Source organism: Rhizobium leguminosarum (genome assembly GCF_001679785.1).
Lineage (GTDB): Bacteria > Pseudomonadota > Alphaproteobacteria > Rhizobiales > Rhizobiaceae > Rhizobium > Rhizobium leguminosarum_R.
Genome location: NZ_CP016286.1, coordinates 3,947,029 through 3,966,714, shown reverse-complemented (window position 1 = coordinate 3,966,714; position 19,686 = coordinate 3,947,029). Strand labels below are relative to the sequence as shown.

The following is a 19,686-nucleotide window of genomic DNA, read 5'->3' as shown; positions in this document are numbered from 1 at the left end:
TTATCGTGAATTTTGCGAGCTATAACATACAGTACGGCTTCGGTCTCGACGGCAGATACGATCTGGCGCGCATTGCCCGGAGCCTCGAGGGAGGCGATGTCATTGCGCTGCAGGAGGTGACCCGCGGCTTCTCCCGCAACGGTTTTGCCGACATGGTGGCCGATATTGCAGCCTTCTTTCCCGACTATTTCTGGGTGTATGGGCCAGCCTGCGACATGCATGTCGAAGCTGATGAAGACGGGCTGCAGCCGGCGAGCGGCACGCGATTCCAGTTCGGCAACATGGTGCTGTCGCGCTGGCCGATCCTCTCGACCCGGACGCTGCTTCTGCCGCGCAGCCGGACGATCGGCAAGATCAACCTGCAGCGCGGCGCAACCGAGGCGGTGATCGCAGCACCCGGCGGTGCGATCCGCGTCTACTCCGTCCATCTCGACCATGTCTCTGCCGACGAGCGCATCCGCCAACTGCAATTCTTGAACGCGCGTATCAATGCCTTCGTCCAGGAGGGTGGGTCGCTGACGGGGGGTGGTGAATTCGATCTGCCGGAGCCGCCGCTGCCGGAGGATTACGTGATCATGGGCGATTTCAACATGGAGCCGGAATCGCCGGAATATTGCGCGCTTGCCGGGGCTGGCGGCGGATATTACGGCCGTGTGGCGAGGATCGGCACGCCGGTCGACGCCTTTGCGGCGCTGGAGGCTTACTCGCCGGAGAGCTACAGCTGGATGGATCCCGAAGATCGCGGCAAACGCATGCATCTCGATTATTGCTTCGTCAGTTGCGGCCTGCAGAGCCGGTTGAAATCCGCCCGGATCGATACGCAATCCGTCGGTTCCGATCATTTCCCCGTATGGGTCGAGATCGGCGATTGAAGGAGACGCCGCCGGTGCGGCGGCGTCTCCTTTCTAGTCCTGGAGCATGATGTTGTCCGAAAACCGCATACACTTTTCGGCATCATGCTTACAGCGCCGCGCGTCTTTTCAGACGCGCAAAGGACGCTGTAACACTTTGAAAGCTGCATAATTTTATCCTTAAATCGATTCCGGTTTAAGGAATTATGCAGTCAGGCGACCTTCCGCGGCTGCAGCATGCCCGGCTGCAGCACGGTTTCGATGTGCGACACCATGGTGTTGCGGGCGAAACAATAGATTTCGCCGCAACCCGTCATGCGGAAACCGAGCTTCTCCTGCAGTCGCAGCGAAGCCGGGTTGTCGGCGAAGACGCCCGAATGAACAGGCGTCTCCGGCATGCGGCGCGAGAAGCGCTCGATGATCGCCGCCACCGCCTCGCTCATATAGCCGCGCCGCCAGTAATAGCGGTTCAGCCAGTAGCCGAGGTGCCAGCGGCCGTGGCGCAACTCGATCGACACGTTACCGATATGGACATCGTCCTTACCGGTAATCGCCAGCGGCCAGTCGGGCAGGGTGCCTGATGTGACCGGGATCAGCCAGTCCAGCGCATCCTGCCGGTCGAACGGCGCGGGTACGCGGGACAGCATGCGCGTGACCGCGAAATCGGAGAGCGATTCCGCGATATCAGGCGCATCGCTCAGCCTGTGGGGGCGGAGCGTCAGCCGGGCGGTCGAGATAACAGGCGCAGGACCGGGCATCATCGGCTTGACCTCAGGCCTTTGCAGTGCCGTCGTGCTCATGCGATGTTCCCCCAGCTTCGGAGGGACATCCAGGTCTTGCGGTCGAGCCTATACCATTCTACCGGCACATTGCTGCCGAGCGCCAGCGAGGCGGCGAGCCCCGAACCCTGGAACTGGAAGCCGCACTTCTGGATGACGCGGCGCGAGGCGACATTCATGACCCGGCAGCGGGCGTCGATCTGATCGACGTCCTGACGGGTCCTGAACACCATATCGACCAGGGCATGGCAGGCCTCGGTCGCATAACTCTTGTTCCAATAGGGCTCGCCCAGCCAGTAGCCGATCTCGACGGTCCTGCCGTCAGTCTGCGGCTCCACACCGCAGCAGCCGATAAAGGCGCCGTTTTCGGCTTTGGTGATCGCATAGACGCACTTGCTAATCTCGCCATTTTTCGTGCGACGCACGAAGTCGGCAGCATCATCGGCGGTATAAGGGTGCGGCATACGCGATACCATGGTGGCGACTTTGGCGTTATTGGCGAGATGGGCAAGGGCGTCGATGTCTTCTTCGTGGGGCGCGCGCATGACGAGCCTTTCCGATAACAAGACAGGGCAATCGGTCCTTAACCGTTCCGGCCTCAGCCGCTCCGTGGAAGACCGCTGGTCTTCCCGGGGAGACCGTGATTGGTCTACCCTTAACAATTCGCCTTGCATGGTTCAGTCCTCCTTGAGGGGTAAAGAAAAAGGGGAGATGGCGCCCCATCTCCCCTGTTTTCTAGACTGAACCTGATACGGCCAGCCGGGTCGATGAGACGCCGGCTGTTTTTGAGCGCTACCGGCTTATTCCGCTGCTTCCGCTTTCGGCATGACAGACACGTAGACGCGACCGTTGGCCTTGGTTCGGTAGTTCACATTGCCGGCGGTAAGTGCAAAAATCGTATGATCCTTGCCGAGGCCGACGTTGGAACCCGGATGCCACTCAGTACCGCGCTGACGCACGATGATGTTGCCTGCGATGACGGCTTCGCCGCCGAACTTCTTCACGCCAAGGCGCTTGGACTGAGAATCGCGACCGTTGCGCGATGAACCGCCAGCTTTTTTGTGTGCCATTGGAGTTCTCCTTTAAACCTTGTCCCGTTGATCTTACTTGGCAGCCACGATGTCCGTGATACGGACGACCGTGTGATGCTGACGATGGCCGCGCGAACGCTTCGAATTCTGACGGCGGCGCTTCTTGAAGGCGATGACCTTCTTGCCGCGGTTCTGTTCGACGACTTCTGCCTTGACAGAGGCGCCGGTAACGAAGGGCGCACCGATCGCAGCGTCGGCGCCTTCGCCGATCACGAGCACTTCGGTGAATTCAATGGAGTCGCCAGCGGTGGCTTCCAGCTTTTCGATGGTCAGCACGTCGTTGGCTGCCACACGGTACTGTTTACCGCCGGTCTTGATGACTGCGAACATTTTTTATCCTTTCATGTTCGTTCCAGCGCTCCCCGCTCATCCAGCAGGTGGCTGTCTTTTTATCAGTCGAAGTTAAGCAGGGATTTCAGAGGTGTAATCCTCGAACTCGTCCTGCCGGTGAAGCCCCGCGCGAGCGCGGGACGGCCAAGGCGCGGATTTCTCCAAACCTATTGCGCAGCCGAGATACGCGAGTGACAAAAAGGTGTCAAGGCAAAAGGATGGAATGCTTCGACTTTTCGGCTTGCCAGCCTGTCATTTGCCCGTTATGAGAACGCCCGCGCCGAACAAGCGCCGACCAGACCGCGGAGAGGTGGCAGAGTGGTCGAATGCACCGCACTCGAAATGCGGCATACCTGCAAGGGTATCGTGGGTTCAAATCCCACCCTCTCCGCCATATTTAAATGAAATTCGCCTTTTTTGTCTCGCCCCACGAGAATACCCGGCGAATCATGTCTGACGCATCGAAAAAGCGACGCCCCTTTTCAGATTGTCGTTCCCATCGAGCTCCTTGCTGGTCGAACCCCGCTACGAATGCCCTTAGGAATGATTTCGGTCGTCTCATTGAGGCGTGTCCTGCGTTTACTCTCCACCGTCTTGCCGGTGAATTCGATTCCCCGCAACGGCACCTTCGCACCGAGTCTCCAGACGCGATGCGCCACTTCGAAATCCGCCTGGAAAGCTCCCGGATCAAGTCCCGGAGGTCGCCGTCGATCGGAACCGGCGCGGCAGGCGAAGACCGCACCTGAAATGCTTGGCGCTCGGTGCCCTGCGCGACGGCGCGACGGTGGATGTTTCCAGCGCACCGAGCGCGGCGGCGGCAAGTTTGCTCAAGCCCTGCGTGCGGTGGTCAACAAATTTGGCTGGCTGGGTAAAGTTTGGCTTGGCGCCGGAGGTGTCGTATCCGAGCTGGGCTCAAATTATCGTCAACGGCGGCTCTACAATGTCACGAGTGTCGCTCAGCATTTGGAGCACCTTGTGAAGACCGCCGGAGGGTTGTGAGCTCTGTCATGGGTTTCCATGTTCAATGCGGTACGACGCATGCGTCAAGCGCCGACAGATGCAATGCTATTCGGGATACGAATCGATAGGTGCTTCAGGATGAGCAATACATCTGTGAATCTGATGGCGAGAGCCATCAGCATTTGGATAGCAGCCCTTGAAAAACACCCCGGTTGGAAAGATTACCGGAGAAAGCGCCTCGGCCATCGTTGCATTATGACGATCCCTTTTCTACCAGAGAACAGGTTGGCGATTTCGTTTTTCCGGCGGAGATTGAGCTTCAACACGACGTCATCATGAACTACCTGGGGCTGACCCAAACGCTAAACGTCTTAAAGCAGACGGAATATTACTTCAGGAACTATCCGTTCCGGAGCAAAGAGGTGAGTAAATACGATCATTTGACTAATGTTTGTGAGATGTACTTTAGTAGATTTTATGAAATGAAGGAGAGGCTTAAAAAACACTTCAAGGCGGTAAAGGTCGCAGTACCGGGCTACCAGCTTGATGTAGGTCCATTCATCAAGCTGTTTGAGCGCTCGTTCGATGAAGAACTACGAGCAAGGAATGGGATCCATCACCACGAGCGTTTTCAAGACCTGGCACTCGATCGAATCTTCCTGACAGAATCAATTGCGACCGCCAGAGAAGGTTCAGGATGGCGGCGCGAGCACAATGCTGATTATCGGCGAGTCTCGAAGGAGTGGGCAGAACGTGTTCGCCAAAGGGCAGCCATCTTGGATCTCTTCATGGAAGAGGTGGCCCGAGTTACTCTGGCCACTTGTAGCTTCTTGAAAGTGCCATAACTGTTGACATGCCTCGTTTGATAAACACCCGAATGGCGAATGATGTGTCTGGATATCAACGAGTTACAGCCAACTTGGTAGAGAGTCCCACGCTCTCCACCATAAGCTTCCCGGGCTTCAGTGTTTTGTGATTGCCGGGTTACTGCCGTGGCGGGCGCAGAATCACATCCATTCCAGGGCCGTACCAGAGTCGATTACGGAACTCGAAAGATTGCAAACGCCTATCCCGCTTGCAATGCGTCCTGCCTGATATCCATGACTGGAGAGAATTAGGCAGAAGACAAATACGCCGGTGGAATAATCTTGGCACACGGTCGGCTTCAGTTGCCCAGCGCCTTCTTCAGGCTCCAACCTCATCGCCGCCATCCATGTCGAGCTGCACCAGCCCGTCGATCATGAAGGTCGGCGAAACATGGATGCCAGATTGTCGCGGCTCTCATGGACGGGTGATCCTATAGATCAGCAAATTATGTAAATCCGCAAGCTTGGTTGCAGTCCTGTCCAGATGGTCGATAACCCCATCATGATGCTCGACGAACAGCCGGCCTTCCTTGTCGGTGGCATTCTTGGCCACGCCGAACAGATCCGCGCCCTGCGCGCGCAGTTCCTCGAGCTGCGCGATCGCAGTGGCGTCATCGGCAACGAATTTCGACCATTCCGCATCGCCTCCGCCGGGCGGGAACACCCAGCCGCGCGCCCTGCTGTAGTAGACTGCGACGGGATCGCCGACCTCAGGCGCGATGGCGACGACGAGGTCGCCCGGTTGCGCCAACCGTGCCAGTTCCTCGCCAAGCAGCTTGCCGTTCATGGCGATTGGCTTCTTCATCGTCCTGACGAGGGGTAAGGTCGACCAGGCAAGCGCGATGGCCACGATGAAGACCGAGCGAAGCACCACCGCCGGCGTCAGAACGGTTCTCGATGCAAGCGTTGCCAGAAGAAGCGCGCCGTGGCCGCAGAACATCGCGATAGGCACGTGGAAGATATGGAAGTTCCACACATTGCTGGTGATCTCGCCCGCCGCCGCCAGATAGAGGATGATGGCCGCAGTCAGCCACACATAGGGAATGGCCGAAAGGCTGCGTTGCTTAGGGTCTTCGGCGCGGCTGAGCGGTATCCACAAGCCGACGGCCAGCAGCACCAGGAACGGATAGCCGTAGAACCACAAGACTGAGGTGTTCCACAAGGATTTCAAGTAGAATCTGTCCCTGACATAAGTCCAGAAGCCGTAATCCCAGATATAGCCGCCGGTGCCGGCGACATGAAACGGCGGATAGCTGCGGCCGAGATAAATCGCCCAGCTGAAGTAAGCGCCGATGATGGCCAGGCTCAAAAGCCCCGACAGGAAGACCCAGGTCGCCTGCTTTTGCTTCTTCTCCCGAATCCAGCAGACCATCAGATAGAAGATGGCGGCGCCGGCCGCGATGCCTGGTGGCTTTGACAGCACGCCGAGCGAGAAGCTGACCGTGGCGAGCGGCAAGAGCCAGCCGCTGCCGCCGGCCCAGTATTTGGCGAACAGCCAGACGCCAAGAGTGACCAAGGCCAGCATCGCGGGATCGGGAAGAAAGGAGCTGTCGATCATGATCGCCGCCGGCATCAGCGCGTAGGCAAGTGCCGCCGCGTGGGCGTGCATCTCGTTCCAGCATAGCGCCGTCAGCCTGTGGAGCGAAAACACCGTCACCAGACCGAAGAATGCCGCAACCACGCGGCCGAACCAGTCCTGCCAGCCGAAGAGTTGGTAGAGCAAGGCTGTGAGATAGCTGACGATCTGGAACTCGCGGCCCTGATAGCTTGGCCCGGGCCCGGTCCAGCTGACCTCCGGAAAGAAGATGTTCCAGCTGCGCTGCTGGAAATTGTCGGCCATCATTGCGGTGCTTATCTCGCGCCAGCTGAAGCCGTCGACCAGCGGTAAGGTGATCTTATGAAACCTGAAGACGATGGCAATAAACAGGATCCCCAGCAAGATCGCAGTGTCGAGGCTCGGGTATTTGCGAGCAACCATGTCGCAGTCGCTCGTCTGCTGCAGACATTGCTGACCTTCGGCACGATTCAATTTCGGGTCGTCGCTCATCTGAACCGTGTCCTTCCCACTGACGCCCGACACGGCGCGATAGGTGCCGGCATCCGATCGAGAGGAAGATTTGGTTGAGCGGGATTAGGCCGTCGGCGCTGTCGGCTGCGAAGTGGCTCGTAGGCTTCACCGAGCAGCGGTTTGAAAGGCTTGCGGGGCGGCTTTTTCATGAGGGCAGTTCACCAGCAAAGCCTTAAAAAGCAATTAGCCCAGATTCATTACTGATTCCATCCCCGTACGAACACAATAAGGGCAGCGGCGAGACGGCTCACCTTGATAGTCTCTGGCACATGGCCAGCGTCAGCTCCCCAGCGCCTTCTTCACCCAGGATCCAACCTCGTCGCCGCTGCTCATGTCGGACTGCACCAGCCCGTCGATCATGAAGGTCGGCGAGACATGGATGCCGTTCTGCCGGGCATATTTGCAGTGCCATTTGATCTCCCGGTCGAGATCCGGGATGGCGAGGGCATCCTTCAGCTTGACGCCGCTGTAGCCTTCCAAGCGCTCGATGATCTGGTTCGGCGTTACATCCATATTCGGGCCGCCGGCATGGCGTTCAAACTCGAACTCCTCGCGATGGGCGGCAATGGCTGATATCACTTTCTTTGCTGTCTGCTTGCCGCCTTCCAGCGTCGAGGCTGCGATGATGCAGCGGACGAGGACGCCCGAATACATATGCCAAGGTTGCGACTGCAGGCGGATCTTCACGGTGATCTTGTCTTCGCCGGCCTGGCTCAGCAGTTCGTCGAACTTGTTGAACGCCCTGACCGAATAGGGGCAAGTCGGCTCCAGAAAGGCTTCGAAGATGCGGGGTCCGTTGTCCCAAGTCAGTGGATCGGCGTGCCAGGCGATGGTGGTCATGGAATTCCTCCGGAGGTGAGATGTCTGAAGCGACTTAGGTCACCAGGCTCCAGAAGCCATACCTCTTGCCGTGCCGACGTTTGAGTTCTGTGACATAGGCGTCATGGGATCTTGCGTTGCCGAAGTCATCGATATGAGGCGCAAAGGACGCGCAGTCCGCAAGATGCCTCGCCGCATGCTTATAGCGGCTGGAGCGGCCGCTCTCGAGCGTGAAATCGATCATGGAGCGCAAGACGATGGTTGCCGCAAGCGGATGTTTCTCCGCCAGAGCTTCGGCCGCCGCCGACATCAGCTCATAGAGATTGCCGTCCAGTTCCGCCTTCCGCCTCATCACGAGTTTCGCTGCTTCGGCGGGTGCCGGCCAAAGCAGGAAAAATGCAAGCGCCTGGTGGACGTCCGGGAAAGCCTGGGCATGGGCGAATGCCTTCTCCTCCGCCTCCAGATCGTCGAAGTCCGGCAGTCGCTTGAGGAAGGTGCGGAGATGCTGATCGTGCAGCGACTGCTCGAAGCACGTCCATCGATAGGTTTGAGCCTCCTCTCCCCGCCCCAGGGCCTCGAGTGTCTCGACGCGGGCGCGCTGCCATTCGAATGGCATGGCCCGGCTCTTCGTATCGACCTCATTCAGCATCTCAAGCGCTTCTTTCGCCCGGCCGGCCGAGACCAGACGATTGGCGATGTCGGCCGCAATCACCGGCATCCTGCGTGTTTTCTCGGGTTGCTGAGCGATGTAGGCATCAACATCGCCCTGGGCGTCGGCAATTTCCTGCAAGGCTATGCGCACCGTCAGATCCCGGTGCGTGCCGAAGATCTCATCTTCGTAAAGGGGGCTTGCGCTGCCCCAGCCGACGACCTTGCGCTTGTCATTAGCCGGCTTGTCGTTTGGCTCCTTGGACCATTGGACGAAGAGGGTCTTCAAACAATCGAGGCCATCCTTACCGAGAGCGGGCGCCATCGCCGCAATGAGGTTGTCGTACTGACCGTAACCATCATCTTGCACGGCTTTGAACACCTTTTCGGCCAGGACATTGGAGTCGATCTTGGCGGACGCGGCGATTGCGGCAGCATCCTCGCAAGCCTGATGAAAACTTTCGATGAGAGAACCGCTGCTGTCGCTGGATCTCTCAAAAATCGGATTCGCCAATGTGAGGAACTGCCATATCAGTTCGAAAGCCTCCTGGGGATCATCGGCGGCAACCGTTTCTGCAATCGTCTTGCGCTGGGTTTCCAGATCGCTTTTCAGCGCTTTCACTTTGTGCCAGTTGATGACGGTGCGAGCACGGGCAATGCTGGAAAGCCGCTTTCGCACTTCACGCGCCACCTCGGCACTGCCGTGATTGCCGGCAAGCTCCATTCGAAGCCGTCGCTTGTGGGCGGCACTGCCCATGCTGATCTCGATCAGCAGCTCGGCAAGGCGCTGTGCACCAAGGGATTCGAGATTTTTCGCATTGAGTGTTGTCTTGGCTGCCATCGGTCATCGCTGTCGTTTCTGCGGTGACCCTATCCTGGAGCCAGTACGGGGCCAAGGTCCGAGAATGTGTACGCGGGATAATCCTTCGGCACGTCGCTATTAGCTAAAAACTAACGCTGCCTCGTAACGACTCCTAAAGCCGGTTTTGGCACCTTGTTGCCTGTCGAATATTGCTTCCAAATTTCTCGCTGGGGTTGATTATGAGTCATAATAAAGACGCCTGGGTCAGCCAGCGCGCTTATTCACTATGGGAATCGGAAGGCAGGCCGGATGGGCGTGGGGAAAGCCATTGGGCGCAGGCGCTGAGGGAGTTCGAGCAGTTGGAGCGGACGAAGGCCTCGCCTGATGGAAACGACCTCATCGAGAAGCTCAAGGCCGCCGGGCGGCTGATGCGGATCTATGACGAGGCGGGTCCCGCCTTGGAGAACGACCGGCAGATCAAGGCGGCCCGCTAAGTCATATTATCAATCCCTGGGTTGCCGAAATATTCAGCGGCATTCGAGGCGAACGACCGGTCTTGCAGGCAGGCGTCTTGCCACTTCGGTGAAACCGGCATCCAGAAACATCGAGAGCGTTCCCGGATAAAGCTCGGCTCCGTTCGAGGCACGGGCTGCCTGGTCGACGGGGTATGCCTCGAGACATTCGGCTCCGTTTACCGTCGCAAATTCGACGGCATATTTCAGCAATAATCGCGATAATCCCTGCTGCCGGAACGACTTACGGACGATGAAGCAATTGATCGACCAGGCCGGCCTGTCATCGACTGGAGCAAAGGGTTTTGAACGGCGCAGCCGGTCGAACACGACGCGCGGCGCGACACCGCACCATCCGGCCGGCTCATTTTTGCAATAGCCGAGAATGCCGGGCGGGCGCGGTTGGGTGAGGAGGCTTCGGAACCAGTTACGATTCCCCTCGCCCCATCCTGCCTTGTAGTCGGCATTCGGAAGATACCAGTAGGCGCAGCGACAATTCCGGCCGTCGGCGCAATCGTCGAATACCGCTTCTATGTCGGCCAGGCGGTCGGCGGTGGCGGGGAAGAAAGAGAAGCGATCCTGCATCGGGGCAAGTTATGGCGCGGGCGGACGATCGGCAAGCGGCCGCCCCATGCCGGCCGATCAGGCGAGGCTGCCCTCCAGCCTGAAATCCGCGTTCTTTAGCCGCCGACATCGCCCGGATATCGTTGCCGATCCTCATCCGCGGGCGATCGTTCTGGCGCTACTGGCGTGCGGCCCAGCTGAGGCCACGCCGCAGGATGAGGGGCATATAGGGATGGTCGAACTCGGCCGCGACATGGCCGAGGGCGGAATAGAAGATGCGGCCGGCGCCGAAATGGCGCTTGAAGACGACGGGCATCACCACATTGCGGGCTGCCGGATCGTAGGCGCCGGTGAAGGTGGTGGTCGCCAGGATTTCGACGGTCGGATCGTAATGGAGATAATATTGCTCCGAACGATAGTCGAAATCGGGAATGCCCTCCATGACGGGATCGTCCTGGCGGGTGACGGCAACGCGGAAGTCGATGATGTTGCCGGGATGGGCGACCCAGGTGACGCCGGAGACATAGCGAAAAGGCGCGCTTTCCTTGAAGGACGTGGCGAGCGCGCCGTGATGGCCGGCGAGCCCGAGCCCGCCGCGCACGGCTTCGACGAGGCCAGCGGCATGCTCCTTCTCAAGCTTTTCGCCGGTAATGATCGGCACCAGCAGATCGGCTTTCGCCAGCGCCGCAGACCCGAATACGCCGAGATCGTCGGTCACCTCGACCGTAAAATCGTCTTCGCGCAGGAGATCGGCGACGATATCGGCGCATTGCTCCGGCTCGTGGCCTTGCCAGCCGCCCCAAACGATCAATGCCTTTCTCATTCGCGCTCTCCTAGACCGTTGATCATCACATGGTGGTGGGAAGCCCATTAGATCGGGCGACTGTGCAAATCACGCGAATAATTCAAGACTACTTGCTGATCCGGCACAAACCGCACGAATGGGACGACTTCGGCATTTAACGTATTGTCCATTGACGCCGATCGCAGTTCCTTCTTTTTATTGACGTGTATCTCGTCTAGGTTTCTTCCATCTCTCAATGAAAAATAAGGGTGGTGCATGGCAGGTGAAACGGTTCTTGTCGTCGGCGGTGCCGGCTATATCGGCTCGCATACATGCCTCGATCTGGCGAACAAGGGCTATAGGCCTGTCGTCTTCGATAATTTTTCGAACGGCCATCGCGAGTTCGTCCGATGGGGGCCGGCCGAGGAAGGCGATATTCGCGATCGCGCCCGGCTGGATGAGGTACTGGCCAAACACAAGCCGGCGGCGATCCTGCATTTCGCGGCGCTGATCGAGGTCGGGGAATCGGTCAAGGATCCGGTTTCCTTCTACGAGAACAATGTGATCGGCACGTTGACGCTGCTTTCGGCGGCACAGGCGGCCGGCATCAACGCCTTCGTCTTCTCCTCCACCTGCGCCACCTACGGCCTGCCGCAGAGCGTGCCGCTCGACGAGACGCACCGGCAGGTGCCGATCAATCCTTACGGGCGGACGAAATATATCGTCGAGCAGGCGCTTGCCGATTACGACCAGTACAGGAGCCTGCGCTCGGTGGTGCTGCGCTACTTCAATGCCGCCGGCGCCGATTTCGAGGGCCGGATCGGCGAATGGCATCAGCCGGAAACGCATGCGATACCGCTGGCGATTGATGCGGCGCTCGGCCGCCGCCAGGGTTTCAAGGTGTTCGGCAGCGATTACGAGACCCGCGACGGCACCTGTGTGCGCGACTATATCCATGTGCTCGATCTTGCCGATGCGCATGTGCGCGCCGTCGAGTATCTGCTGAAGGGCGGCGATTCCGTTGCGCTCAATCTCGGCACCGGCACCGGCACGACGGTGAAGGAATTGCTCGGCGCGATCGAGGATGTGTCGAACCGGCCTTTCCCGGTCGAATATATCGGCCGTCGCGAAGGCGATTCGCATACGCTGGTCGCCAATAACGACAAGGCGCGCGACGTGCTCGGCTGGGTGCCGCAGTATGATCTGTCTCAGATCATTCGCTCCGCCTGGGACTGGCATGCAAAATCCAACCAGCATTGAGAAAGCCCGCATTGAGAAAGCCCGCCGGCCGAACATCCTGCTGATCACGGCGGATCAGTGGCGCGGCGATTGCCTGTCGGCCGTCGGCCATGCCTGCGTAAAGACGCCTGCCGTCGATGCGCTGGCGCGTGAAGGCACCCTCTTCCGGCGGCACTATGCCGGGGCGGCGCCCTGCTCGCCGGCGCGGGCCACACTCTTATACCGGTCTCTATCAGATGAACCACCGCGTCTGCCGCAACGGTTCGCCGCTCGATGCTCGCTTCGACAATCTGGCACTGGCCGCCCGGCGGGCGGGATACGACCCGACGCTGTTTGGCTACACGGATACGGCGCCCGATCCGCGCGGGATGGATGCCGGCGATCCGCATCTGACGACCTACGAAGGCGTGCTGTCGGGTTTTACCGCCCGCCAGCTTTTACCGGAGCATGAGAAACAATGGCTCTCCTGGCTCAGGTCCCGCGGCCATGCGGATGCCGTCAGCCGCGACATCCATATTCCGGTTGGTGTCAGAGCTGGAGACATTTCCGATGCAGCGCCGGCCTATTCCAGCGAGGAGACCCAGACGGCGTTCCTGGCCGGCGAATTCATTCGCTGGATGGGCGAACAGGATAGGCCGTGGTTTGCGCATATCTCTTTCTTACGTCCGCATCCGCCATTCTCCGTGCCGGAGCCGTTCAACCGCATGTTCAAGCCGGGGGACGGACCGGTTTTTGCACGCGCGGCAAACTTCGAAGCCGAACAGGACAGTCATCCCTACCTCGCCTATGCCATGCCACGCTCCGACAAGGGCAACTTCATCCACGGTGCAGCGGGGCCGCTCAGCGGCTGGAACGCTGAGGATTTCGCCGCGATCCGGGCGATCTATTACGGCATGATATCAGAGGTCGATGCGCAGGTCAGCCGCATCTGGCAGGCCCTCAAGGATGCGGGCGCCTGGGACGACACACTTGTTATCTTCACCTCTGATCACGCCGAGATGGCGGGCGATCACTGGACGCTCGGCAAGGGTGGCTTCTTCGACGGCAGCTATCATATTCCGCTTGTCATACGCGATCCCGCAAGCAGTGCTGCGGGTGGGGTCGTCGACAAATTCACCAGCGCTGCCGATATTTTTCCGAAACTTTGCCAAAGGCTCAGCATCGACGCGAAGAACGGGCTCGATGGCCGGTCGCTCATGCCGTTTGTCAGGGGTGGGAGCGGACAGGGCTGGCGGGATGCGGCATTCTGGGAATTCGATTTCCGCGACATTGCGCATGGCGAGGCCGAGCGGCATTTCCGGCTGCGGCCCAACGAATGCAATCTCGCGGTGATCCGCGACGCACGGTTCAAATATGTGCATTTTACCGCTTTGCCACCGCTGCTCTTCAATCTTGCCGACGATCCGATGGAGCTCGACAATGTCGCGGCGGATTCGGCCTATGCGGCGATACGGCTCGACTATGCCGAGAAGCTGCTGTCGCTCAGAGCACGCCATCTCGATCAGACGCTCGCCTATACCGAGCTGACGGAAAGGGGGCCGGTGACGCACCGGCCCTGATATTCACTCAATCACTCAACCGAGATAATCGCGTTTGCCGATCGGCGCACCCTGGCTACGCAGGATGGCGTGGGCCGTTGCGACGTGGAAATAGAAATTCGGCAGGGCGAAGGTGGCGATATAGTCGTCACCCGGCAGCACGATACCACTCTTTCCCGGCAGGGTGATCTGGCGGGTTTGCGTGCCTTCCAATGCTTCCAGCGAGAAACCGGCGAGATAGGCTTCAGTCTTTGCCAGGCGCTCACGAAGGTCTTCGAACGCCGTTTCGTTATCCTCGAACTTCGGGGCGTCGGTCGCCGTCAGGCGGGCGAGCGCAAATTTGGCGGTGTCGCTGGCGCGCTGATACTGGCCGGAGAGCGGCAGCATGTCGGGCGCCAGGCGAGCGGCTACCAATATGGCAGGATCGATATTCTTCTCCTTGGCATAGGCTTCGGCCTTGTCGAGGTAGGTTTTCAGGCTGGCGAGGCCGCGCTGGAACATCGGAACGGTAAGGCGATACATCGAAATGGACATCTGTCCTGTCTCCAAAATCTTCAAATGATTGGGTCGCGGCGAGAGGTCGAAGGCGTCTGCGGCCGTGAGCCCGTCTTCGACCTCCCATAGATGGATGCTCGCCTGGTCTTTCACAACAGAGGGAATGCGGGCGTCGGTCCTGAAGCCTCGCATGGCATTGCGCTCTCTCCATATCTCGTCGCCGCTAAAGATACTTGACGTCGTCCCCAGAAAATGGAATGAATATTCCGCAGAACAGATTTGACGGTTTGTTTGTTCCGTTTTGCGGAGCGCCGCGGGAGAGGTGGCGCGGAGAATTGCGGCTTCAGAGCAAATGCCTGGAGCTCCGGCGTGAGGAGGGTGCAGCCGGGCACCGCTTTGTGGAGGAAGTGAAAATGAAAAAGTTTATCTTGGGCACTGCGATGGCGCTCGTCCTGTCGACGGCCGCTCACGCAGAAACGGTCGGCGTCTCGATGGCGAAATTCGACGACAATTTCCTGACCGTTCTGCGCAACGGCATGACCGATTATGCAAAGACACTGAGCGGTGTGACGCTGCAGGTCGAAGACGCGCAGAACGACGTTTCCAAGCAGCAGAGCCAGATCCAGAATTTCATCGCCTCCAAGGTCGATGCAATCATCGTCAACCCTGTCGATACCGATGCGACCACGGCGATGTCGAAGCTCGCAGCCGATGCCGGCATACCGCTGGTTTACGTCAACCGTCAGCCGGTCAACGTCGACACGCTGCCGGACAAGCAGGCCTTCGTCGCTTCCAACGAGCTGGAATCCGGCACGCTGGAAACCAAGGAAATCTGCCGTATTCTCGGCGGCAAGGGCAAAGCTGTCGTCATCATGGGCGAGCTCTCCAACCAGGCTGCGCGCATGCGGACCCAGGACGTCCATGACGTCATCAAGACCGATGAGTGCAAAGGCATCGAGATCGTCGAAGAGCAGACGGCCAACTGGGATCGTACCCAGGGTGCCGACCTGATGACCAACTGGCTCTCCAGCGGCATCGAGTTCGACGCCGTCATCTCCAACAACGACGAAATGGCGATCGGCGCCATCCAGGCGCTGAAGGCAGCCGGCAAGGACATGAGCAAGGTCGTCGTCGGCGGTGTCGACGCCACGCAGGACGCGCTTGCCGCCATGCAGGCGGGCGATCTCGACGTCACGGTGTTCCAGGATGCCGCCGGCCAGGGCAAGGGCTCTCTCGATGCAGCGCTCAAGCTCGCCAAGGGCGAAAAGATCGAGAAGAAGGTCTACATTCCCTTCCAGCTCGTCACGCCTGCCAACGTCAAGGACTTCGTCACCAAGAACTGAGGCGAATGCCACAAAGGATGCGGGCTTTGCCCGCATCCTTTTCGCCTACCCGTATCTGGAGGAGATGATATGGCCGTCAGCCCGACAACCATGGCCGCCGTGCGTGCAAGCGGCGCCGTCCCGAATGCGGAATATCTCTTGAGCGCAGAGGGTGTCCGCAAGGAATTTCCTGGTGTCGTCGCACTCGACGACGTGCAGTTCCGGCTGAAGCGCGCTTCCGTGCATGCACTGATGGGCGAAAACGGCGCCGGCAAATCGACCTTGATGAAGATCCTCGCCGGCATCTACACGCCCGATAAGGGCGACATTCGCCTGAAGGGGATCGAGATCCAGCTGAAATCTCCGCTCGACGCGCTGGAGAACGGTATTGCCATGATCCACCAGGAACTGAACCTGATGCCGTTCATGACGGTCGCGGAAAATATCTGGATTCGCCGCGAACCGAAGAACCGCCTCGGCTTCATCGATCACGGCGTGATGCACCGCATGACCGAGGAATTGTTTACTCGGCTCAATATTGGAATCGATCCTGATATCGAGGTCCGGCACCTCTCGGTCGCCAACCGGCAGATGGTCGAGATCGCCAAGGCGGTTTCCTATAATTCCGACGTGCTGATCATGGACGAGCCGACGTCAGCGCTGACGGAGCGCGAGGTCGAGCATCTTTTCCGTATCATCCGCGACCTCAAGGCCCAGGGCATCGGCATCGTCTACATCACCCACAAGATGAACGAGCTTTTCGAGATCGCCGACGAATTCTCCGTCTTCCGCGACGGCCGCTATATCGGCACGCACGCCTCGACCGACGTTACCCGCGACGACATCATTCGCATGATGGTCGGGCGCGAGATCACCCAGATGTTTCCCAAGGAAGAGGTGCCGATCGGCGAGGTCGTGCTCTCCGTCAAGGATCTGTGTCTCAAGGGCGTCTTCAACAATGTCTCCTTCGAGGTCCGGGCCGGCGAAATCCTCGGCGTGGCCGGCCTCGTCGGCTCCGGCCGGTCGAATGTCGCCGAAACGTTGTTCGGGGTTACGCCGGCAAGCTCCGGCTCGGTCGAGCTCTACGGCAAGCCGGTGACCATTTCTTCGCCGACCGAGGCCATCCGCAATCGGATGGCGTTCCTGACCGAAGACCGGAAAGATACCGGCTGCCTGCTGATCCTCGATATTCTCGAGAACATGCAGATCGCCGTTCTGCAGGACAGATACGTCAAGGGCGGCTTCGTGCAGCAGGGTGCAGTCGAGGCAACCTGCGAAGAGATGGCAAAAAAGCTGCGCGTAAAAACGCCCAATCTTTACGAGCGGGTGGAGAATCTTTCGGGCGGCAACCAGCAGAAAGTGCTGATCGGGCGCTGGCTGCTCACCAATCCGCGCATCCTCATCCTCGACGAGCCGACGCGCGGTATCGATGTCGGCGCCAAGGCGGAAATCCACCGGCTGGTCACGGAGATGGCGCGAGACGGTGTGGCGGTGGTGATGATCTCGTCCGAGATGCCCGAGGTTCTTGGGATGAGCGACCGCATTATGGTCATGCACGAGGGACGCGTGACCGGTTTCCTCAATCGCGATGAAGCAACGCAGATCAAGGTGATGGAGCTGGCTGCGCAGTGATGCGTTGACGGCGATTGCCCAAGGGAGGTTTGACATGACTACCAAGGCAGCAGAGGGCGCGGCTCCGCTCGCAACCCGGCAAAGGCGGCGGCGCATACCGACGGAGCTCAGCATTTTCCTCGTGCTCGTCGGCATCGCGCTCATCTACGAGGTGCTCGGCTGGATGTTCATCGGCCAAAGCTTTCTGATGAATTCGCAGCGTCTGACGATCATGATCCTGCAGGTCTCCGTCATCGGCATCATCGCCGTCGGCGTCACGCAGGTCATCATCACCGGCGGCATCGATCTTTCGTCGGGTTCGGTCGTCGGCATGACGGCGATGATCGCAACAAGCTTCGCCCAATCCTCGACCTGGGGACGAGCCGTTTTTCCCTCGCTGACCGACCTGCCTGCTTTCGTGCCTATCGTCGTTGGTCTGCTGATCGGGGCGGCCGCTGGCCTCGCGAACGGCGCGCTCATCGCCTACACGAAGATCCCGCCGTTTATTGCCACGCTTGGTATGTTCGTTTCGGCCAGAGGTGTCGCGAAGTGGTATACGAAGGGACAGCCGGTTTCCGGGGTCACCGAGCAGTTTCATTTCATCGGAACGAAAGCCTGGCCGGTTGTCGTCTTCCTGGTCGTTGCACTGATCTTTCACATTGCGCTGCGCTATACGCGCTATGGAAAGTTCACCTATGCCATCGGCGCAAACCCGCAGGCCGCGCGTGTTTCCGGCATCAACATCGAGGCGCATCTCGTCAAGGTCTATGTGATTGCCGGATTGCTTGCCGGTCTTGCCGGTATCGTCACGGCGGCACGTGCGGAAACCGCACAGGCCAGCATGGGCGTCGGATATGAACTCGACGCGATCGCTGCGACCGTCATCGGCGGCACTTCGCTCACCGGCGGCGTCGGTCGCATCACCGGCACTGTCATCGGCACCATCATCCTCGGCGTCATGACTTCCGGCTTCACGTTCCTCAGGATCGACGCCTATTACCAGGAGATCGTCAAGGGCCTCATCATCGTCGCGGCTGTCGTCATCGACGTCTACAGACAGAAGAAACGCCGCAAACACTGATCTCTGGCATGCGATGGTATTTGCGGGGGCTTCGGCCCCCGTTTCATTTTCAGCGCCGACGGATTTCTAAAAAAAGAGGTGGCGAATTCCGTCAGCTTTTCTATTCTGGCCGCTTCATTCGCCCTCTACAGCGCCGCGCGTCTGAAAAGACGCGCAAAGGACGCTGTAGCACTTTGAATGCTGCATAATTTTATTCTTAAATCGATTCCGATTTAAGGAATTATGCAGTAGGGCAGCGCAGGAAGACAGATGCAATTCGTATTTGACGGTCACAACGACGTTCTCCTTCGGCTCTGGACACATTCAAAAGACGGCAGCGATCCGATCTCGGAATTCGCAGACGGTACGACGGTCGGCCATATCGATGCGCATCGGGCTAGAGAGGGCGGTCTTTCAGGCGGTCTCTGCGCCATCTATATTCCTTCGGGCGATCTCGTCTTCGCCGATCCGGATGCCAGCGGTCGCTATATCACGCCGATGGCGGCGCCTCTCGATCCGCTGCCTTCGCTTGCCATCGCCAATGAAATGGCGGCGATCGCGCTGCGGCTCGACCAGGCCGGCGCCTGGCGGCTCTGCCGGACGGTGAAGGATATCCGCAGCGCCATGGCGGACGGCATTTTCGCCGCCGTCATGCATATGGAAGGCTGCGAGGCGATCGGCGCCGATCTCTCGGCGCTCGAGGTATTCTATGCGGCGGGGCTGCGGTCGCTCGGTCCGGTCTGGAGCCGGCACAATGTCTTCGGTCACGGCGTGCCCTTCGCCTTCCCGATGTCGCCGGACACGGCGCCGGGCCTCACCGATGCCGGCTTCGCGCTGGTCAGGGAATGCAATCGCCTCGGTATCCTGATCGACCTTGCCCATATCACCGAGAAGGGTTTCTGGGACGTGGCGAAGAAGACGGACCAGCCGCTGGTCGCCAGCCACTCCAATGCCCACGCCCTGACGCCGGTCGCGCGTAACCTGACGGACAGGCAGCTTGATGCGATCCGCGAAAGCCGCGGGCTCGTCGGCATCAATTATGCCACCGCCATGCTGCGTGCCGACGGCCGCTCGGACAGCGACACGCCGCTTGCCGACATGATCCGCCACATCGACTATCTTGTGAACCGCATCGGCATCGACTGCGTGGCGCTCGGATCGGACTTCGACGGGGCCACCATTCCCGAGGAAATCGGCGATGCAGCCGGTAATCAGAAGCTGATTGCCGCTCTCAGAGAGGTTGGCTATGCTGATGCCGACCTGGCAAAACTTGCCCGTGAAAACTGGCTTCGCATTCTGGCCCAGGCTTGGCGGGAGGACCACGCCTAAGCCTTTCGTATCCAATCA

18 protein-coding genes, 1 tRNA gene and 2 pseudogenes are annotated in these 19,686 nt (G+C 59.4%); 10 read left to right on the top strand and 11 right to left on the bottom strand.

Annotated features, from left to right (window positions below; translation table 11 throughout):
* Positions 1 to 5 precede the first annotated feature (5 nt).
* Positions 6 to 872, top strand: a complete 867-nt coding sequence (locus BA011_RS19360; RefSeq protein WP_065281641.1) for an endonuclease/exonuclease/phosphatase family protein — start codon at positions 6 to 8, stop codon at positions 870 to 872.
* Positions 873 to 1,063: 191 nt separating this feature from the next.
* Here the strand turns inward: BA011_RS19360 and BA011_RS19355 are convergent, their stop codons facing one another.
* The 4 genes from BA011_RS19355 to rplU all read right to left on the bottom strand — a co-directional run bounded on the left by BA011_RS19355 (position 1,064) and on the right by rplU (position 3,051).
* A complete protein-coding gene (locus BA011_RS19355) occupies positions 1,064 to 1,651 on the bottom strand; it encodes a GNAT family N-acetyltransferase (RefSeq protein WP_065281640.1) in 588 nt (195 codons plus the stop codon).
* Complete coding sequence (locus BA011_RS19350; RefSeq protein WP_065281639.1) at positions 1,648 to 2,304, bottom strand: GNAT family N-acetyltransferase; 657 nt, start codon at positions 2,302 to 2,304, stop codon at positions 1,648 to 1,650. Before BA011_RS19350 ends, BA011_RS19355 begins: the two co-directional genes overlap by 4 nt.
* A 126-nt stretch (positions 2,305 to 2,430) precedes the next feature.
* Positions 2,431 to 2,700: a 50S ribosomal protein L27 gene (gene rpmA, locus BA011_RS19345; RefSeq protein WP_003543909.1), complete on the bottom strand. Its 270-nt coding sequence runs from the start codon at positions 2,698 to 2,700 to the stop codon at positions 2,431 to 2,433.
* Positions 2,701 to 2,733: 33 nt separating this feature from the next.
* Positions 2,734 to 3,051 carry a 50S ribosomal protein L21 gene (gene rplU, locus BA011_RS19340; protein ID WP_003543907.1) on the bottom strand — a complete coding sequence of 106 codons (318 nt, stop codon included), beginning with the start codon at positions 3,049 to 3,051 and terminating at the stop codon, positions 2,734 to 2,736.
* Between the two features lie 304 nt (positions 3,052 to 3,355).
* Here rplU and BA011_RS19335 point away from each other — a divergent pair.
* Positions 3,356 to 3,445, top strand: a tRNA-Ser gene (locus BA011_RS19335).
* A gap of 901 nt (positions 3,446 to 4,346) precedes the next feature.
* Positions 4,347 to 4,856 carry a hypothetical protein gene (locus BA011_RS19330; protein ID WP_151343499.1) on the top strand — a complete coding sequence of 170 codons (510 nt, stop codon included), beginning with the start codon at positions 4,347 to 4,349 and terminating at the stop codon, positions 4,854 to 4,856.
* Positions 4,857 to 5,196: 340 nt separating this feature from the next.
* Here BA011_RS19330 and BA011_RS45140 read toward each other — a convergent pair.
* From BA011_RS45140 to BA011_RS19315, 4 genes and pseudogenes are all read right to left on the bottom strand, one after another.
* A pseudogene (locus BA011_RS45140) lies at positions 5,197 to 5,286 on the bottom strand (thioredoxin); the annotation flags it as partial.
* 6 nt (positions 5,287 to 5,292) lie between these two features.
* Positions 5,293 to 6,924 carry an ArnT family glycosyltransferase gene (locus tag BA011_RS19325; protein WP_065281637.1) on the bottom strand — a complete coding sequence of 544 codons (1,632 nt, stop codon included), beginning with the start codon at positions 6,922 to 6,924 and terminating at the stop codon, positions 5,293 to 5,295.
* Between the two features lie 300 nt (positions 6,925 to 7,224).
* Positions 7,225 to 7,785, bottom strand: a complete 561-nt coding sequence (locus tag BA011_RS19320; RefSeq protein ID WP_065281636.1) for a DsbA family protein — start codon at positions 7,783 to 7,785, stop codon at positions 7,225 to 7,227.
* Positions 7,786 to 7,819: 34 nt separating this feature from the next.
* Entirely contained in the window at positions 7,820 to 9,253 is a 1,434-nt protein-coding gene (locus BA011_RS19315) for a DUF6880 family protein (protein ID WP_065281635.1), read from the bottom strand.
* A 200-nt stretch (positions 9,254 to 9,453) separates the two neighbouring features.
* On the opposite strand from BA011_RS19315, the gene BA011_RS19310 reads away from it, so the two are divergent.
* A complete protein-coding gene (locus BA011_RS19310) occupies positions 9,454 to 9,708 on the top strand; it encodes a DUF2934 domain-containing protein (RefSeq protein WP_026158941.1) in 255 nt (84 codons plus the stop codon).
* A gap of 33 nt (positions 9,709 to 9,741) precedes the next feature.
* Here the strand turns inward: BA011_RS19310 and BA011_RS19305 are convergent, their stop codons facing one another.
* Both BA011_RS19305 and BA011_RS19300 read right to left on the bottom strand, forming a co-directional pair.
* Entirely contained in the window at positions 9,742 to 10,311 is a 570-nt protein-coding gene (locus BA011_RS19305) for a GNAT family N-acetyltransferase (protein WP_065281634.1), read from the bottom strand.
* Between the two features lie 157 nt (positions 10,312 to 10,468).
* The gene (locus tag BA011_RS19300) at positions 10,469 to 11,113 is read right to left on the bottom strand and encodes a ThuA domain-containing protein (RefSeq protein WP_065281633.1); all 645 of its coding nucleotides are present in this window, start codon (positions 11,111 to 11,113) and stop codon (positions 10,469 to 10,471) included.
* Between the two features lie 237 nt (positions 11,114 to 11,350).
* Here BA011_RS19300 and galE point away from each other — a divergent pair, with 237 nt between their 5' ends.
* Both galE and BA011_RS19290 read left to right on the top strand, forming a co-directional pair.
* Positions 11,351 to 12,334, top strand: coding sequence for a UDP-glucose 4-epimerase GalE (gene galE / locus BA011_RS19295; RefSeq protein WP_025396443.1), 984 nt, complete (start codon positions 11,351 to 11,353; stop codon positions 12,332 to 12,334).
* A pseudogene (locus tag BA011_RS19290) lies at positions 12,312 to 13,872 on the top strand (alkaline phosphatase family protein). The gene galE and the pseudogene BA011_RS19290 overlap by 23 nt, the downstream one beginning before the upstream one ends.
* Positions 13,873 to 13,887: 15 nt before the next feature.
* On the opposite strand, the gene BA011_RS19285 reads toward BA011_RS19290, so the two are convergent.
* Positions 13,888 to 14,385: a DUF1993 domain-containing protein gene (locus tag BA011_RS19285; protein WP_065282597.1), complete on the bottom strand. Its 498-nt coding sequence runs from the start codon at positions 14,383 to 14,385 to the stop codon at positions 13,888 to 13,890.
* A 374-nt stretch (positions 14,386 to 14,759) separates the two neighbouring features.
* Here BA011_RS19285 and BA011_RS19280 point away from each other — a divergent pair, with 374 nt between their 5' ends.
* The 4 genes from BA011_RS19280 (at position 14,760) to BA011_RS19265 (ending at position 19,668) form a co-directional block, all read left to right on the top strand.
* Positions 14,760 to 15,689: a sugar ABC transporter substrate-binding protein gene (locus BA011_RS19280; protein WP_065281632.1), complete on the top strand. Its 930-nt coding sequence runs from the start codon at positions 14,760 to 14,762 to the stop codon at positions 15,687 to 15,689.
* A 69-nt stretch (positions 15,690 to 15,758) separates the two neighbouring features.
* On the top strand, positions 15,759 to 17,300 hold the full coding sequence (locus BA011_RS19275; protein ID WP_065281631.1) for a sugar ABC transporter ATP-binding protein: 1,542 nt from the start codon (positions 15,759 to 15,761) through the stop codon (positions 17,298 to 17,300).
* Between the two features lie 34 nt (positions 17,301 to 17,334).
* Positions 17,335 to 18,360 carry an ABC transporter permease gene (locus tag BA011_RS19270; protein ID WP_017962559.1) on the top strand — a complete coding sequence of 342 codons (1,026 nt, stop codon included), beginning with the start codon at positions 17,335 to 17,337 and terminating at the stop codon, positions 18,358 to 18,360.
* Positions 18,361 to 18,609: 249 nt separating this feature from the next.
* The gene (locus BA011_RS19265) at positions 18,610 to 19,668 is read left to right on the top strand and encodes a dipeptidase (protein ID WP_065281630.1); all 1,059 of its coding nucleotides are present in this window, start codon (positions 18,610 to 18,612) and stop codon (positions 19,666 to 19,668) included.
* Positions 19,669 to 19,686 lie beyond the last annotated feature (18 nt).

Excerpts from the sequence above, each read along its gene's own strand:
- BA011_RS19330 (WP_151343499.1), top strand. The coding sequence starts at position 4,347 with ATGAACTACCTGGGGCTGACCCAAACGCTAAACGTCTTAAAGCAGACG.
- rpmA (WP_003543909.1), bottom strand. The coding sequence starts at position 2,700 with ATGGCACACAAAAAAGCTGGCGGTTCATCGCGCAACGGTCGCGATTCT.
- BA011_RS19350 (WP_065281639.1), bottom strand. The coding sequence starts at position 2,304 with ATGCAAGGCGAATTGTTAAGGGTAGACCAATCACGGTCTCCCCGGGAA.
- BA011_RS19270 (WP_017962559.1), top strand. The coding sequence starts at position 17,335 with ATGACTACCAAGGCAGCAGAGGGCGCGGCTCCGCTCGCAACCCGGCAA.
- BA011_RS19310 (WP_026158941.1), top strand. The coding sequence starts at position 9,454 with ATGAGTCATAATAAAGACGCCTGGGTCAGCCAGCGCGCTTATTCACTA.
- BA011_RS19325 (WP_065281637.1), bottom strand. The coding sequence starts at position 6,924 with ATGAGCGACGACCCGAAATTGAATCGTGCCGAAGGTCAGCAATGTCTG.
- BA011_RS19300 (WP_065281633.1), bottom strand. The coding sequence starts at position 11,113 with ATGAGAAAGGCATTGATCGTTTGGGGCGGCTGGCAAGGCCACGAGCCG.
- galE (WP_025396443.1), top strand. The coding sequence starts at position 11,351 with ATGGCAGGTGAAACGGTTCTTGTCGTCGGCGGTGCCGGCTATATCGGC.
- BA011_RS19275 (WP_065281631.1), top strand. The coding sequence starts at position 15,759 with ATGGCCGTCAGCCCGACAACCATGGCCGCCGTGCGTGCAAGCGGCGCC.
- rplU (WP_003543907.1), bottom strand. The coding sequence starts at position 3,051 with ATGTTCGCAGTCATCAAGACCGGCGGTAAACAGTACCGTGTGGCAGCC.
- BA011_RS19320 (WP_065281636.1), bottom strand. The coding sequence starts at position 7,785 with ATGACCACCATCGCCTGGCACGCCGATCCACTGACTTGGGACAACGGA.
- BA011_RS19355 (WP_065281640.1), bottom strand. The coding sequence starts at position 1,651 with ATGAGCACGACGGCACTGCAAAGGCCTGAGGTCAAGCCGATGATGCCC.
- BA011_RS19285 (WP_065282597.1), bottom strand. The coding sequence starts at position 14,385 with ATGTCCATTTCGATGTATCGCCTTACCGTTCCGATGTTCCAGCGCGGC.
- BA011_RS19315 (WP_065281635.1), bottom strand. The coding sequence starts at position 9,253 with ATGGCAGCCAAGACAACACTCAATGCGAAAAATCTCGAATCCCTTGGT.
- BA011_RS19305 (WP_065281634.1), bottom strand. The coding sequence starts at position 10,311 with ATGCAGGATCGCTTCTCTTTCTTCCCCGCCACCGCCGACCGCCTGGCC.
- BA011_RS19280 (WP_065281632.1), top strand. The coding sequence starts at position 14,760 with ATGAAAAAGTTTATCTTGGGCACTGCGATGGCGCTCGTCCTGTCGACG.
- BA011_RS19265 (WP_065281630.1), top strand. The coding sequence starts at position 18,610 with ATGCAATTCGTATTTGACGGTCACAACGACGTTCTCCTTCGGCTCTGG.